The sequence below is a fragment of the Pluralibacter sp. genome (assembly GCF_019237635.1).
Classification (GTDB): domain Bacteria; phylum Pseudomonadota; class Gammaproteobacteria; order Enterobacterales; family Enterobacteriaceae; genus Enterobacter_B.
Genome location: NZ_JAFAGS010000052.1, coordinates 23142 through 38026, shown reverse-complemented (window position 1 = coordinate 38026; position 14885 = coordinate 23142). Strand labels below are relative to the sequence as shown.

General features: G+C 55.7%; 21 protein-coding genes. 12 read left to right on the top strand and 9 right to left on the bottom strand.

The annotated features are described in order from the left end of the window. Positions 1 to 151: 151 nt before the first annotated feature. The gene (sfsB, locus tag JO226_RS06435) at positions 152 to 421 is read left to right on the top strand and encodes a DNA-binding transcriptional regulator SfsB (RefSeq protein WP_293535658.1); all 270 of its coding nucleotides are present in this window, start codon (positions 152 to 154) and stop codon (positions 419 to 421) included. Between the two features lie 56 nt (positions 422 to 477). On the opposite strand, the gene murA is transcribed toward sfsB, so the two are convergent. The 7 genes from murA to mlaF form a co-directional block, all read right to left on the bottom strand. After that, positions 478 to 1737: a UDP-N-acetylglucosamine 1-carboxyvinyltransferase gene (gene murA / locus JO226_RS06430; RefSeq protein ID WP_293535657.1), complete on the bottom strand. Its 1260-nt coding sequence runs from the start codon at positions 1735 to 1737 to the stop codon at positions 478 to 480. Between the two features lie 52 nt (positions 1738 to 1789). Then, complete coding sequence (gene ibaG / locus JO226_RS06425; RefSeq protein WP_013364538.1) at positions 1790 to 2044, bottom strand: BolA family iron metabolism protein IbaG; 255 nt, start codon at positions 2042 to 2044, stop codon at positions 1790 to 1792. 125 nt (positions 2045 to 2169) lie between these two features. Further along, positions 2170 to 2460 (bottom strand): lipid asymmetry maintenance protein MlaB, encoded by a 291-nt coding sequence (mlaB, locus tag JO226_RS06420; protein WP_293535656.1) that lies wholly within the window; start codon positions 2458 to 2460, stop codon positions 2170 to 2172. Further along, a complete protein-coding gene (mlaC, locus tag JO226_RS06415; protein WP_293535863.1) occupies positions 2460 to 3095 on the bottom strand; it encodes a phospholipid-binding protein MlaC in 636 nt (211 codons plus the stop codon). The genes mlaB and mlaC overlap by 1 nt, the downstream gene beginning before the upstream one ends. A 17-nt stretch (positions 3096 to 3112) precedes the next feature. Further along, positions 3113 to 3664 (bottom strand): outer membrane lipid asymmetry maintenance protein MlaD, encoded by a 552-nt coding sequence (gene mlaD, locus JO226_RS06410; protein ID WP_293535655.1) that lies wholly within the window; start codon positions 3662 to 3664, stop codon positions 3113 to 3115. A gap of 4 nt (positions 3665 to 3668) precedes the next feature. After that, positions 3669 to 4451 carry a lipid asymmetry maintenance ABC transporter permease subunit MlaE gene (gene mlaE / locus JO226_RS06405; RefSeq protein WP_293535654.1) on the bottom strand — a complete coding sequence of 261 codons (783 nt, stop codon included), beginning with the start codon at positions 4449 to 4451 and terminating at the stop codon, positions 3669 to 3671. A 7-nt stretch (positions 4452 to 4458) separates the two neighbouring features. Continuing rightward, positions 4459 to 5271 carry a phospholipid ABC transporter ATP-binding protein MlaF gene (mlaF, locus tag JO226_RS06400; RefSeq protein WP_293535653.1) on the bottom strand — a complete coding sequence of 271 codons (813 nt, stop codon included), beginning with the start codon at positions 5269 to 5271 and terminating at the stop codon, positions 4459 to 4461. 208 nt (positions 5272 to 5479) lie between these two features. On the opposite strand from mlaF, the gene JO226_RS06395 reads away from it, so the two are divergent. Genes JO226_RS06395 through npr form a run of 11 tightly spaced genes read left to right on the top strand, consistent with a single transcriptional unit; the run spans position 5480 to position 13361 of the window. Beyond that, a complete protein-coding gene (locus JO226_RS06395; protein ID WP_293535652.1) occupies positions 5480 to 6457 on the top strand; it encodes a calcium/sodium antiporter in 978 nt (325 codons plus the stop codon). A gap of 14 nt (positions 6458 to 6471) precedes the next feature. Continuing rightward, positions 6472 to 7458 (top strand): arabinose-5-phosphate isomerase KdsD, encoded by a 987-nt coding sequence (kdsD, locus tag JO226_RS06390; RefSeq protein WP_293535651.1) that lies wholly within the window; start codon positions 6472 to 6474, stop codon positions 7456 to 7458. 14 nt (positions 7459 to 7472) lie between these two features. Next, positions 7473 to 8039 (top strand): 3-deoxy-manno-octulosonate-8-phosphatase KdsC, encoded by a 567-nt coding sequence (gene kdsC / locus JO226_RS06385; RefSeq protein ID WP_293535650.1) that lies wholly within the window; start codon positions 7473 to 7475, stop codon positions 8037 to 8039. Continuing rightward, positions 8036 to 8611, top strand: coding sequence for an LPS export ABC transporter periplasmic protein LptC (gene lptC, locus JO226_RS06380; RefSeq protein ID WP_293535649.1), 576 nt, complete (start codon positions 8036 to 8038; stop codon positions 8609 to 8611). The genes kdsC and lptC overlap by 4 nt, the downstream gene beginning before the upstream one ends. Then, positions 8580 to 9137, top strand: coding sequence for a lipopolysaccharide ABC transporter substrate-binding protein LptA (lptA, locus tag JO226_RS06375; protein ID WP_293535648.1), 558 nt, complete (start codon positions 8580 to 8582; stop codon positions 9135 to 9137). Before lptC ends, lptA begins: the two co-directional genes overlap by 32 nt. A 6-nt stretch (positions 9138 to 9143) precedes the next feature. Further along, the gene (gene lptB / locus JO226_RS06370) at positions 9144 to 9869 is read left to right on the top strand and encodes an LPS export ABC transporter ATP-binding protein (RefSeq protein ID WP_293535647.1); all 726 of its coding nucleotides are present in this window, start codon (positions 9144 to 9146) and stop codon (positions 9867 to 9869) included. 47 nt (positions 9870 to 9916) lie between these two features. Next, positions 9917 to 11350: an RNA polymerase factor sigma-54 gene (gene rpoN / locus JO226_RS06365; protein ID WP_293535646.1), complete on the top strand. Its 1434-nt coding sequence runs from the start codon at positions 9917 to 9919 to the stop codon at positions 11348 to 11350. A 22-nt stretch (positions 11351 to 11372) separates the two neighbouring features. Next, positions 11373 to 11660, top strand: a complete 288-nt coding sequence (hpf, locus tag JO226_RS06360; RefSeq protein ID WP_293535645.1) for a ribosome hibernation promoting factor — start codon at positions 11373 to 11375, stop codon at positions 11658 to 11660. A 57-nt stretch (positions 11661 to 11717) separates the two neighbouring features. After that, positions 11718 to 12206 carry a PTS IIA-like nitrogen regulatory protein PtsN gene (gene ptsN / locus JO226_RS06355; protein ID WP_293535644.1) on the top strand — a complete coding sequence of 163 codons (489 nt, stop codon included), beginning with the start codon at positions 11718 to 11720 and terminating at the stop codon, positions 12204 to 12206. Positions 12207 to 12237: 31 nt separating this feature from the next. Next, positions 12238 to 13092 (top strand): RNase adapter RapZ, encoded by an 855-nt coding sequence (gene rapZ, locus JO226_RS06350; RefSeq protein WP_293535643.1) that lies wholly within the window; start codon positions 12238 to 12240, stop codon positions 13090 to 13092. After that, positions 13089 to 13361 (top strand): PTS phosphocarrier protein NPr, encoded by a 273-nt coding sequence (gene npr, locus JO226_RS06345; protein ID WP_293535642.1) that lies wholly within the window; start codon positions 13089 to 13091, stop codon positions 13359 to 13361. Before rapZ ends, npr begins: the two co-directional genes overlap by 4 nt. Positions 13362 to 13373: 12 nt before the next feature. Here npr and mtgA read toward each other — a convergent pair whose 3' ends face one another. Continuing rightward, positions 13374 to 14105, bottom strand: coding sequence for a monofunctional biosynthetic peptidoglycan transglycosylase (gene mtgA, locus JO226_RS06340; RefSeq protein WP_293535641.1), 732 nt, complete (start codon positions 14103 to 14105; stop codon positions 13374 to 13376). Then, positions 14102 to 14755 carry an isoprenoid biosynthesis glyoxalase ElbB gene (elbB, locus tag JO226_RS06335; protein ID WP_293535640.1) on the bottom strand — a complete coding sequence of 218 codons (654 nt, stop codon included), beginning with the start codon at positions 14753 to 14755 and terminating at the stop codon, positions 14102 to 14104. Before elbB ends, mtgA begins: the two co-directional genes overlap by 4 nt. Between the last annotated feature and the right edge of the window lie 130 nt (positions 14756 to 14885).

Genomic DNA, 14885 nt, shown 5'->3' with positions numbered 1-14885 from the left:
AATTAGCTCACCCCCACTCTCTCCTGACAGCTTGATATATTCTGAATATCCTTTTTCTTTACTTGAACTTTTTAGAACTTAACGACATTCAGAGGTATAGTATCTCAGCCGTCTGATGTGGATGGCGTGTCGTTATCAACAGGGAAAAAGTATGGATAAATTTATCGACTGGCATCCCGCCGATATTATTGCCGGGCTGCGTAAGAAAGGTACTTCACTGGCGGCGGAATCCCGCAAAAACGGCCTCAACTCATCAACACTGGCGAATGCGCTCACACGCCCCTGGCCAAAGGGAGAAGTCATCATCGCCCGCGCGCTGGAAACAGACCCCTGGGTCATCTGGCCATCGCGCTACCACGATCCCATCACCCATGCGTTTATCGACAGAACGCAGCTGGTACGCCGACCGAAAGAGAAATAAAGCAGAAGAGCAACCCCCTTGTCGCAAGGACAGGGGGCTGCGTACGAGACAGGACGTTATTCGCCTTTCACGCGTTCGATGTTGGCGCCCAGCGCACGAAGTTTGTCTTCAATGCGCTCATAGCCGCGATCGATGTGGTAGATACGGTCGACAATGGTGGTCCCTTCAGCGATACATCCCGCCAGCACCAGGCTTGCGGAGGCACGCAGATCCGTCGCCATGACCTGCGCGCCGGAGAGTTTCTCCACGCCGTGGCAAATCGCCGTATTGCTTTCAATCTCCGCGTGCGCGCCCATACGGATAAGCTCCGGCAGATGCATGAAGCGGTTTTCGAAGATAGTTTCGGTAATCACACCGGTACCTTCCGCCACCAGGTTCAGCAGCGTGAACTGAGCCTGCATGTCGGTTGGGAAGCCCGGGTGCGGCGCAGTACGCACGTTAACCGCTTTCGGACGTTTGCCGTGCATGTCCAGGCTTATCCAGTCCTGACCGACTTCAATATCAGCGCCCGCTTCACGCAGTTTTGCCAGTACGGCATCCAGCGTATCCGGTTGGGCGTGACGGCAGACGATTTTGCCGCCCGAGATCGCGGCAGCAACCAGGAACGTACCGGTTTCAATACGGTCAGGCAGTACGCGGTAAACGCCGCCGCCGAGGCGCGCAACGCCTTCAATGGTGATCCGATCGGTGCCCTGACCGGTAATTTTCGCCCCCAGCGCATTGAGGAAGTTCGCCGTATCGACGATTTCCGGCTCGCGGGCGGCGTTTTCGATGATGGTCGTGCCTTCCGCCAGCGTCGCGGCGCTCATGATGGTAACCGTGGCGCCGACGCTCACTTTATCCATCACGATGTGCGCGCCTTTCAGGCGGCCATTGACGGAGGCCTTCACGTAGCCTTCTTCCAGTTTGATTTCAGCGCCAAGCTGCTCAAGACCGGTAATATGCAGGTCCACCGGACGCGCGCCGATAGCGCAGCCGCCCGGCAGGGACACCTGGCCCTGACCGAAACGCGCCACCAGCGGCCCTAACGCCCAGATAGAGGCGCGCATGGTTTTCACCAGTTCATAAGGCGCGCAAAACACGTTAACGCCGCTGGCATCGATCCAGACCGAGCCGTTACGCTCAACTTTGGTGCCGAGCTGGCTCAGCAGCTTCATGGTCGTATCGATGTCTTTCAGCTTCGGTACGTTCTGAATTTCTACCGGCTCTTCAGCCAACAGCGCGGCGAAGAGGATAGGCAGGGCGGCATTTTTAGCGCCTGAAATGCTGACTTCGCCCTGGAGGCGCGACGGCCCCTGTACACGAAATTTGTCCATTAATTCTGGTCTCTTGTAAATTGATTCTGTACAGCCGGACGAGTGCGGCTGCTTAAAAACCGTTGAGTTTACGATCGCGTTCCCATTCCTGCGGGGTGTACGCCTTGATCGACAGGGCATGGATGCGGTTGTCCGCAATATACTCCATCAGCGGCGCATAAACGGCCTGCTGCTTCTTGACCCGGCTCATACCGTCAAACATCTCACCCACAGCAATAACCTGAAAGTGGCTGCCATCGCCAGAGACGTGGACTTCCTTAAGGGAGAGTGCGTTCATCAGCACGGTCTGAATTTCATGATTTTCCATGGGCGTCATTTTATCTGGTAGTGAAAACAAGCCCAACATCTTAGAGGAAAGTGAGGCGGTCTTAAATAAGCAAAAAGCCCCGACGTCAAAAACGTTGGGGCTTTAAATAATAACATCTTGAATAATTATGGGATTAGATCGTCAGACAGGTTATACAACTGCACCAGCGTCTGCATTTTTTCGCTCTTACCCACGATCTCAGGCGTTTTACCCTGCGCGCGGATCAGCGCGACAAAATGCACCAACAGCGCAACGCCCGCCGTATCCACACGCGTAACATCGCTCAGATCGAGAATTGATACCCCTGCCGTCGCCTGCGCGCGGGCATCCCAGAGCGACGGGATCACGTCCTGATCCAGCTCGCCCTGCAACCGCAGGCGATCGTTATCGAGCATCCAGCCCAGCGATGGCGTCATTATTTTTTCTGATCCAGGGTGATCGGCTGCTTCGCGATTGACTGCAACTGCGCCGTCAGGCCATCGATCCCTTTGGTGCGCAGCAGATCGCTCCACTCATTCTGTTTGGTGGTGATCATGCTTACGCCTTCAGCGATCATGTCATACGCCTGCCAGTTGCCGGTTTGGCTATTTTTACGCCACTGGAAATCCAGGCGTACCGGCGGGCGACCATTCGGGTCAACAATGGTGACGCGAATAGGCACAATGGTGGCATCGCCGAACGGTTGCTCCGGCGCAACCTGATACGTCTGGCCGTGATACATCGCCAGCGCCTGGCCGTAGGCCTGTTTCAGATATTCATGGAACGCGGCGAAATAGGCGTCACGCTGCGCCGGGGTGGCGTCGCGGTAGTAGCGGCCAAGCACCAGCGCGCCGGCATATTTCACCTGGACATACGGCAGCAACTCCTGATCGACCACCACGCGCAGGTAATCCGGGTTCGCCCGAATTTTGGGTTGTTCGTTCTTCAGGCGATCAAACGTTTTTTTCGCGGCCTGATTCATCAGGGTATACGGGTTTGACTGATCGGCAGCCGTGGCCGCGGTCAAAGGGGCGATCGCCAGCATGGCGACCATAAGTAAACGTTTAAACATCATTGATTCTCCTGAAATTAGTGCGGCGCGCCAGCGGGCGGCACAGCGTCAGTATGTCCTTTATCCGGCATTTTCGCATCGCCAGAATTCTGATTATCACTGCCCTTGCTGCTATACAGGAACTGACCAATAAGGTCCTCCAGCACCATCGCGGACTTCGTATCCTGGATGGTGCTGCCGTCTTTAAGCATAGACGTCCCCATTTCTGGATCGTCAAAACCGACATTCAGCGCAAGGAATTGTTCGCCCAGCAGGCCGGAGGTGCGAATCGCCAGCGAGCTGGTATCCGGGATCTGGTTATAGCGTTCTTCGATATCCAGCGTGACACGCGGCAGATAGGTTTTCGGATCTAATGCTATCTCTTCCACACGACCAATCACCACCCCGCCAATACGCACCGGAGAGCGAGCTTTCAGGCCACCGATATTATCGAAGGTCGCATAGACGCGATAAGTGGGCTCAGTGTGCAGCGAGGTAAGATCGGCTGCTTTCAGACAGATGAACAGTGCCGCCAGCAACGCCGCCAGCAAAAAAGCACCCACCCAGATTTCACTTTTTTTCGTTTGCATGAACTCAATTCCCAAACATCAATGCAGTCAGCACAAAATCTAACCCAAGCACTGCCAGCGAAGAGTGCACGACGGTGCGAGTCGTCGCGCGGCTGATCCCGGCAGAAGTGGGGATCGCATCATAACCGTTGAATAACGCAATCCATGTCACCGTGATGGCAAACACCACGCTTTTAATCAGGCAATTCACTAAATCCATGCGCCATTCGACGGCATTTTGCATTGCCGTCCAGAAGAAGCCAGCGTCAATGCCCTTCCAGCTCACCCCAACCAGCGAACCGCCCCAAATGCCGACCGCGACAAAAATGATGGTCAGCAACGGTAATGAGATGACGCCCGCCCAGAAGCGAGGCGAAATCACCCGGCGCAGCGGATCGACCGCCATCATCTCCATGCTGGAGAGCTGTTCTGTCGCCCGCATCAGGCCGATTTCAGCCGTCAGCGCAGAACCAGCGCGCCCGGCAAACAGCAGCGCGGCGATCACCGGCCCGAGCTCACGCAGCAGCGACAGCGCCACCAGCATGCCGAGGCTCGTTTCGGCGCTGTAGGTCGTCAGCACCAGATACCCCTGCAGCCCGAGCACCATGCCGATAAAGACGCCCGACACGATAATGATCAGCATGGAGAGCACGCCGACGTTATACAACTGGCGAACCAGCAGCGGGGCGTGCTTGCGAAACTCCGGTTTTCCGACCACGGCATTGAATAACATTAACCCGGCGCGACCGAAGGCGGCGGTGGTTTTAATCCCGCGATGACCCAGCGCAGCCAGTGCATTTAACAGCATGAGTAACTTAGCTCCCTGTACCTAATAAATCACGGCGGTAGTCGCCCGCCGGATAGCGAAACGGCACGGGCCCATCGGCAATACCGTCAAGAAACTGACGTACGCGCGGGTCGTCATTCACTTTCAGCGACTGCGCGCTGCCGTGAGCAACGATTTTTTTGTCCGCGACGATATAGGCGTAATCGGCAATGCTGAGGACTTCCGGTACATCATGCGACACGACGATGCAGGTCACGCCCAGCGCGCTGTTGAGCTCGGAGATCAGTTTGACCAGCACCCCCATGGTTATCGGGTCCTGCCCGACAAACGGTTCATCAAACATGATGAGATCCGGCTCCAGCGCAATCGCGCGAGCCAGCGCGGCGCGGCGCGCCATCCCGCCGGAAAGCTCAGACGGCATCAGTTTCGCCGCGCCGCGCAGACCGACCGCCTCAAGCTTCATCATCACCGTGCTCTTCAGCAGCGGCGGCGGCAGACGGGTATGTTCGCGCAGCGGGTAAGCAACGTTGTCAAAGACGTTCATGTCGGTAAACAGCGCGCCGGACTGAAACAGCATGCTCATGCGTTTACGCACTGTATAGAGCCTTGATCGCGACATCTCCGGCACGTTCTCGCCGTCAAACAAGATCTCGCCGCAATCCGGCGGGATCTGCCCGCCGATAAGCCGCAGCAGCGTCGTTTTACCAATGCCCGACGGCCCCATAATCGCGGTGATTTTACCCCGCGGCACGGAGAGCGAGATATTGTCGAAGATAGTTCGCTGGCCCCGTGAGAAGCTCATGTTCTGAACGTCGACCAAATTCGCCAGAGTCTGGCTCATAGGTTCATCCTTACAAAAAACGCATAAGGTTAAGCATGGCGCAGCGGCGCCCCTGACCCATCATTTTTACAGAAACTGACCTGCCATAGTTAGCGAAAGCAGGCATTTGTTTTACTTTTTAGCCGCATAAAGTCAAAATTAAGAATTCGTCTATGCCCCGCCCCCGATAAGCGCGGACCGGCGATTATACCTGAAGAAAGGACTTTAGATGCTTTTAGCGACGGCTCTGTTAATAATTGGTTTACTTCTGGTGGTCTACAGCGCCGATCGTCTGGTTTTTGCCGCATCTATCCTGTGTCGCACCATGGGCGTTCCGCCGCTGATTATCGGCATGACCGTGGTCAGCATTGGGACATCGCTCCCTGAAATTATCGTTTCTGTCGCCGCCGCTTTTCATGGACAACTCGATCTGGCGATAGGCACCGCCATCGGCTCCAATATTATCAATATCTTATTGATTATTGGCCTTGCCGCGTTGTTCCACGCATTTACCGTCCATTCCGATATCCTGCGCCGTGAATTGCCGCTAATGTTAATCGTGACCCTGCTGGCGGGATATGTGCTGTATGATGGCGAACTCTCAAGGCTCGACGGCGTATTTATGCTCTCGCTGGCGGTGCTGTGGCTGTTCTTTATCGTTAAAATAGCCCGGCTTGCGGAGCACGAAGGAAACGACAGTCTGACCCGCGAGCAGATGGCCGAACTTCCTCGCGAAGGGTCATTGCCGGTGGCCTGTCTGTGGCTCGGCATCGCCTTGATTATTATGCCAATGGCGACCCGCATGGTGGTAGACAACGCCACCGTGCTGGCGAACTATTTCGCCATGAGCGAACTCACCATTGGTCTGACGGTCATCGCCATCGGCACCAGCCTGCCGGAACTGGCGACCACGATTGCTGGCGCCCGAAAAGGTGAAGGCGATATCGCAATTGGCAATATAATAGGCTCCAACATCTTCAATATCGCCATTGTGCTCGGTTTACCCGCGCTTATTGCGCCAGGCGCGTTTAACCCCCTGGCCTTTCATCGTGATTATGGCGTGATGGTGCTGGTCAGCGTCATCTTCGCCCTGCTGTGCTGGCGCCGCCGTCTGCGGATCGGCAAAGTCGCCGGGGCGCTGTTAACCAGCGGGTTTATTGTTTGGCTGGCGTTTCTCTACTGGGGTACGCCGTTCTTCGCAGAATGAATCGGAATAACATTATGTCGCAAATAGATTTGCAGCCGGATTTTGACTTTCAGAAAGCAGGCCTTGAGGTACTGGAGATTGAACGTGAAGGTCTGGCCCAACTCGACCAATACATCAACCAAGACTTTGCCCTTGCCTGCGAGAAAATGTTCAGGTGCAGCGGTAAAGTCGTGGTCATGGGCATGGGCAAATCCGGGCATATCGGCCGCAAGATGGCGGCGACCTTCGCCAGTACCGGCACCTCGTCGTTTTTCGTCCACCCGGGCGAAGCAGCGCATGGCGACCTCGGGATGGTCACGGCGCAGGATGTGGTGATTGCCCTCTCCAACTCTGGCGAGTCCAACGAGATCCTCGCGCTGATCCCCGTGCTTAAGCGCCTGCAGGTACCGTTTATCTGCATGACCGGTCGCACAGACAGCAGTATGGCGAAAGCCGCCGATATTCACCTGTGCGTTAAGGTACAGCAGGAAGCCTGCCCGCTGGGGCTGGCGCCAACCTCCAGCACCACCGCAGCACTGGTGATGGGTGACGCGCTCGCCGTTGCGCTGCTGAAAGCCCGCGGTTTTACTGCCGAGGATTTCGCCCTGTCGCACCCGGGCGGCGCGCTCGGCCGCAAACTGCTGCTGCGGGTGAACGATATCATGCACACCGGCGCTGAAATTCCGCGCGTCAACAAAGCGGCATCGCTTCGCGACGCGCTGCTGGAGATCACCCGGAAAAATCTGGGGATGACCGTCATCTGCGACGACCAGATGACTATCGAGGGTATTTTCACCGATGGCGACCTGCGTCGGGTCTTCGACATGGGCGCGGACGTCCGCAGCCTGAGCATTGCGGACGTGATGACCCACGGCGGTATTCGGGTGCGTTCAGGCACGCTTGCCGTGGATGTACTGAACCTGATGCAGTCCCGCCATATCACCTGCGTGATGGTTGCTGATGGCGACCATCTGTTGGGTGTGGTACATATGCATGATCTGCTGCGCGCTGGCGTAGTATAAGTAAGGATAAAACAATGAGTAATGCTGGTGCGTCGGTGACGACCTGCTATGGCGCGGTTAGTGCGCAGATTATTCAGCGGGCGGAAAATATCCGCCTGTTGATTCTGGACGTTGACGGCGTGTTGTCTGACGGCCTTATTTACATGGGCAATAACGGTGAAGAACTGAAAGCCTTCAATGTCCGTGATGGTTATGGTATTCGCTGTGCGATGACCTCTGGTATTGAAGTCGCCATTATCACCGGTCGAAAGGCTAAACTGGTAGAAGACCGCTGTAAAACGCTGGGGATCACCCATCTCTGGCAAGGGCAGTCCGACAAGCTTATCGCCTACCGCAAACTGCTCGATACGCTGGCGCTGCGTCCGGAAGAGGTTGCCTATGTGGGTGACGATCTGATCGACTGGCCGGTCATGGCGGAGGTTGGTCTGAGCGTCGCCGTTGCTGACGCCCATCCGCTGCTCATTCCGCGCGCGGATTACGTCACGCATATTGCGGGCGGTAAAGGCGCGGTGCGCGAGGTTTGTGATTTGCTGCTGCTGGCTCAGGGCAAGTTAGATGAGGCCAAAGGGCAATCCATATGAGTAAAACCAGACGTTGGGTTATCATTCTGCTCTCGTTGGTCGCGCTGGTGCTGATCGGCTATAACTTCGTAAACAAAGACGAGACGGTACATCCCGTCACTAACAGCAATGACCCGACTTACAAAAGCGAGCATACCGACACGCTCGTTTACAGCCCGGAAGGCGCACTCAGCTATCGCCTGATTGCGGAGCATGTGGAGTATTTTTCCGACGACGCCGTTTCATGGTTCGAGCATCCGCTGTTAACCACGTATGACGTCAATAAGGTTGCGACGTGGTCCATCAAGTCGGACCGCGCCAAACTGACCAATGACCGTATGCTGTATCTTTATGGGCATGTTGAAATCAACGCGTTAACACCGGATTCTCAACTGCGCAAAATAACAACAGATAACGCCATAGTAAATCTGACAACGCAGGACGTAAGTTCAGACGATCTGGTGACGTTGTATGGGACGACATTTAATTCCAGCGGCCTGAAAATGCGCGGCAACTTACGCAGCAAAAACGCACAGCTGATTGAAAAGGTGAGAACCTCTTATGAAATTCAAAACAAACAAACTCAGCCTTAAGCTTGCTCTTACCAGCGTCTTGCTGGCGGCCAGCCTGCCAGCGCTGGCATTAACGGGTGATACCGATCAACCGATTCATATCCAATCCGATCAGCAGTCGCTGGATATGCAGGGTAACGTCGCCACCTTTACCGGCAACGTTATCGTCACCCAGGGCAGTATCAAGATTAATGCGGATAAAGTGGTCGTCACCCGCCCTGGCGGTGAAAAAGGGAAAGAAACCGTCGATGGTTACGGCAACCCGGCCACCTTTTACCAGATGCAGGACAACGGTAAACCGGTGAAGGGCCACTCCTCTAAAATGCACTATGAAACGGCAAATGATTTCGTGGTGCTGACGGGGAACGCCTATCTGGAGCAGCTCGACAGCAACATCACAGGAGACAAAATCACCTACCTGGTTAAAGAGCAGAAAATGCAGGCGTTCAGCGATAAAGGCAAACGCGTGACCACGGTGCTGATACCGTCTCAGCTGCAGGATAAAGGCAACAACAAGGCTCCGGCGCCGCAGAAAAAGAGTAACTAATTCGCTATGGCAACATTAACTGCAAAAAATCTCGCAAAAGCCTATAAGGGCCGCCGGGTCGTCGAGGACGTTAGCCTCACCGTCAACTCCGGTGAGATTGTCGGTCTGCTGGGACCAAACGGCGCCGGGAAAACGACCACCTTTTACATGGTGGTCGGCATTGTGCCGCGCGACGCCGGCAACATTATTATCGACGGCGACGATATCAGCCTGCTGCCGCTGCATGCCCGCGCCCGTCGCGGCATTGGCTATCTGCCGCAGGAAGCCTCCATTTTCCGTCGCCTGAGCGTATTTGATAACCTGATGGCAGTGCTGCAAATCCGCGATGATTTAAGCAGCGAGCAGCGTGAAGACCGCGCCAACGAGCTGATGGAAGAGTTCCATATCGAACATCTGCGCGACAGCCTGGGTCAGGCGCTGTCCGGGGGGGAACGTCGTCGTGTGGAAATTGCGCGCGCGCTGGCGGCTAACCCAAAATTCATCCTGCTGGATGAACCTTTTGCCGGCGTTGACCCGATCTCCGTTATCGACATCAAACGCATCATCGAGCATCTGCGCGACAGCGGTCTTGGCGTGCTGATTACCGACCACAACGTACGAGAAACGCTGGCCGTCTGTGAACGCGCCTACATTGTTAGCCAGGGTCACCTTATCGCCCACGGCACGCCAGAAGAAATCCTGCAAGACGAGCAGGTTAAGCGCGTGTACCTTGGGGAAGACTTCAGACTCTGATAGGGTAGCAGGTATAGACGTATTAGCCGGAGAAATTTGCCCTGACTATGAAGCAAGGTTTGCAATTAAGGCTCAGCCAACAGCTCGCCATGACCCCACAACTGCAACAGGCTATCCGCCTGCTGCAGCTGTCCACGCTGGAACTTCAGCAGGAACTTCAGCAAGCGCTGGAGAGCAACCCGCTGCTTGAGCAAACCGAGCTCCATGACGAAGTTGCGTCCAAAGAAACCCAGGACAGCGAAACGCTCGACACTGTCGACGCGCTCGAGAAAAAAGAGATGCCCGAGGAGCTGCCGCTGGATGCCAGCTGGGACGAGATCTATACCGCCGGGACCCCTTCCGGAACCGGCGCGGATTATCAGGACGACGAAATTCCGGTCTATCAGGGCGAAACCACGCAGAAATTGCAGGATTATCTGATGTGGCAGGTCGAGCTGACGCCTTTTTCCGACACCGACCGCGCAATAGCCACCTCCATCGTGGATGCAGTGGACGAGACGGGCTACCTCACGGTGACGCTGGACGACATCCTCGAAAGCATGGGCGATGAAGAGATTGGACTCGACGAAGTGGAAGCCGTGCTCAAGCGGATCCAGCGTTTCGACCCTGTTGGCGTCGCGGCGCGGGATCTGCGCGACTGCCTGCTGATCCAGCTTTCGCAGTTCGCAAAGGAAACGCCGTGGCTGGAAGAGGCCCGGCTCATCATTAGCGATCACCTCGATCTTCTCGCCAACCATGATTTCCGCACGCTGATGCGGGTGACCCGGTTAAAGGAAGAGGTGCTGAAAGAGGCGGTCGCGCTGATTCAGTCATTGGATCCTCGCCCCGGCCAGTCGATCCAGACCGGCGAGCCGGAGTACGTGATCCCCGACGTGCTGGTGCGTAAAGTCAACGATCGCTGGGCGGTGGATCTCAACTCCGACAGCCTTCCGCGCCTGCAGATAAACCAGCATTACGCCGGTATGTGCAACAACGCCCGCAATGATGCCGACAGCCAGTTCATTCGCAGTAACCTGCAGGAGGCCCGCTGGCTGATTAAAAGCCTCGAAAGCCGTAACGATACGCTGCTGCGCGTCAGCCGCTGCATCGTCGAACAGCAGCAGGCCTTCTTTGAAAAGGGCGAAGAGTTTATGAAACCGATGGTGCTGGCGGATATCGCCCAGGCCGTCGAAATGCATGAATCCACGATTTCACGCGTCACAACGCAGAAGTATCTGCACAGTCCGCGTGGCATTTTTGAGCTTAAGTATTTCTTCTCCAGCCATGTGAATACCGAGGGCGGCGGCGAAGCCTCATCCACGGCCATTCGCGCGCTGGTGAAGAAGTTAATTGCCGCGGAAAACCCCGCGAAACCACTGAGTGACAGTAAGCTGACCACCATGCTCTGTGAACAGGGTATCATGGTGGCACGCCGCACCGTTGCAAAGTACCGAGAGTCTTTATCCATTCCGCCGTCTAACCAGCGTAAACAGCTGATCTGACACAACCGATAAGGAAGACACTATGCAGCTCAATATCACAGGACACAATGTCGAAATTACTGAGTCTCTGCGCGAGTTCGTGACATCGAAATTCGCTAAACTGGAACAGTTTTTCGAACGCATTAATCAGGTCTATATTGTGTTAAAAGTGGAGAAAGTGACTCATATATCGGATGCCACCCTGCATGTTAACGGTGGTGAAATCCATGCCAGCGCGGAAGGGCAGGATATGTATGCCGCTATTGATGGTCTTATCGATAAGCTGGCACGACAGTTGACCAAACATAAAGATAAACTGAAACAACACTAATTGTCCGGGCGTTCGCCTGATGCCATAGTGCGCGTCAGGCGAAACGCAGGTGAAATTATGATGAACAACGATTCCGCTCTTCAACTGAGCAATGTCCTTAACCAGGAATGTACCCGCAGTGGCGTTCACTGCCAGAGTAAAAAACGTGCGCTGGAAATCATCAGCGAACTGGCTGCCAAACAGCTCAGTTTACCGCCTCAGGTGGTATTCGAAGCCATACTGACCCGCGAGAAAATGGGCAGTACCGGCATCGGCAACGGCATCGCCATCCCTCACGGTAAGCTGGAGGAGGATACCTTGCGCGCCGTCGGCGTCTTTGTGCAACTGGAAACGCCAATCCCGTTTGACGCCATTGATAATCAGCCCGTAGACCTGCTGTTCGCCCTGCTGGTACCGGCCGATCAAACCAAAACGCACCTGCATACGCTCTCTCTGGTGGCGAAGCGTCTGGCGGATAAAACGATCTGCCGCCGCCTGCGCAGCGCGCAGAGCGACGAAGAGTTGTACCAGATTATCACTGGAGAAGAAGGCAGTGATGACGCGTAATGAGGAATCCTGTTGTGAGGAGATACAGTAGATGGTACTGATGATCGTCAGCGGTCGTTCAGGCTCGGGGAAATCCGTCGCCTTACGCGCGTTGGAGGATATGGGCTTCTACTGTGTAGATAATCTGCCGGTCGTCCTGCTGCCTGAACTGGCCAAAAGCCTGGTGGACAGAAATATCTCCGCGGCGGTAAGCATTGACGTGCGCAACATGCCGGAATCGCCAGAAATTTTCGAACAGGCCATGAAAAACCTGCCGGAAGCCTTCTCGCCGCAGCTGCTGTTCCTTGATGCCGATCGCAATACGCTGATCCGCCGCTACAGCGATACCCGGCGCCTGCACCCGCTCTCCAGCAAAAACCTGTCTCTGGAAAGCGCCATCGACCAGGAAAGCGACCTGCTCGAGCCCCTGCGCTCCCGGGCCGACCTGATTGTCGATACCTCTGAGATGTCGGTCCATGAACTGGCCGAGATGCTCAGGACGCGCCTGCTGGGTAAACGCGAGCGCGAGCTGACGATGGTGTTTGAATCGTTTGGCTTTAAGCACGGTATCCCTATCGATGCCGACTACGTGTTTGACGTCCGTTTTTTACCCAACCCGCACTGGGACCCGAAGCTGCGTCCGATGACCGGCCTCGATAAGCCCGTCGCCGCGTTTCTCGACAGGCATACCGAGGTACACAATTTTATCTACCAGACCCGCAGCTATCTTGAGCTATGGTTACCTATGCTGGAAACCAACAACCGTAGCTACCTGACGGTCGCTATCGGCTGTACCGGCGGTAAACACCGCTCGGTGTACATTGCCGAGCAGCTGGCTGACTATTTCCGCTCGCGCGGTAAAAACGTTCAGTCTCGTCACCGGACGCTGGAAAAACGCAAAACATGACCGTAAAGCAAACCGTTGAAATCACCAATAAGCTGGGCATGCATGCGCGCCCGGCCATGAAACTGTTTGAGCTGGTGCAGGGATTTGATGCCGAGGTGCTGCTGCGTAATGACGAAGGCGCGGAAGCGGAAGCCAGCAGCGTCATTGCACTGCTCATGCTGGATTCCGCCAAAGGGCGGCAGATAGAGATTGAGGCCAGCGGCCCGCAGGAGCAGGAAGCACTGTCAGCGGTGATTGCGCTGTTTAACGCCGGATTCGACGAAGACTAACCGCGACGCATTTCACTTCGCGTACAGCTTATTTTCCGTCATAAACCCTTCCCCACCAAGCTGCCGCATCTGGCGCAGGATCCACGCCTGGCGGCTGCGTACATAGCCTGACGGCGCATCGGCGCGAAAGCGAACAGGATTCGGCAATACCGCAGCGAGCAGCGCCGCTTCAGACATCGTCAGTCGGCTGGCAGGTTTATGAAAGTAACGCTGCGAAGCGGCTTCTACGCCAAACACGCCCTCGCCAAATTCCGCAATATTCAGGTACACCGTCAGAATACGCCTTTTGCTCCAGAGGGTTTCAATACCGAGCGTTAAGCCAGCCTCCAGCCCTTTACGCAACCAGCTGCGGCCATCCCAGAGAAACAGGTTTTTGGCCGTCTGCTGAGACAGCGTAGACGCGCCGCGAATACGGTTTTCGTTACGCTCGTTATGCGCCAGCGCTTTCTCAATGGCGGAGACGTCAAACCCCCAGTGGTCAGGGAATTTCTGGTCCTCGGCGGCAATCACCGCCAGCCCCATCCACGGCGACATATCGCTCATGCTCACCCAGTCGGCGTGCGCAACGTAGTGAAAATCCCCCCGCAGCCAGGCGCCGAGCTGACGCTCCGCCATCACGGCGGAAAAGGGAACCGGCACGACGCTGAACAGGGCGATACCGCCCCCCCAGAATACCGCCAGCACCAGCGCTACACGAAGGAAGAACCGCTTTGCCCAGGCAAGCGGGGAAAGGCGTGCTCTCATTCGCACAAAGCCAGCACGCGCGCCACCAGTTTCTCAATCCCTGTCGCCGCTTCGGCAATGTTCTGCGCCAGCATGTAGGCTGGCGTCGTGATCACTTTGTTGTCTTCATCCACCACGATATCGTCAACCGGGCACGGTACGTGCTCAGCCCCCATATCCTCCAGCACTTCTGCCGTATCAATATCGGTGCCGATGGTAAGACGCAGCGGAAAATCAAAAATTTTCGGCAGCAGCGCCGGAGCGATACACATAAACCCCAGCGGTTTTCCCGCCTGATGCAACGACCGGGCGAGCTGAGCCAGGGCGCTGTCAACCACGCATTGACTGCCTTCGGCGGCAAAGTTACTGAGATTTTTCGCCGCGCCAAAGCCGCCGGGGACGATCAGCGCATCAAGCGTCTCTGCACGGGCCTGCGACAGCGGCTGAATCTCGCCGCGGGCAATACGCGCGGCTTCAATCAGGACGTTACGATTTTCCGCCATGGGTTCAGCCGCAAGGTGATTAATCACATCCGCCTGGCTTTTATCCGGCGCAAAACAGACCGCCTTCGCGCCGCTGCGGGCAATCGCCAGCAGTGTAATTACCGCTTCATGAATTTCCGTGCCGTCGTAGACGCCACACCCGCTTAGTACTACGCCAATTCTTTTCATCGCCTCAGTCCTTCTTTTCAACAGCATGAAACGCTTTAGAAAATTTAAATTAACCGCTACGCTTCACATATTTTTATGATTTGCATAACAAATATTTTAAGTTTTGCTATCTTATGAGCGTGCAGCCTTA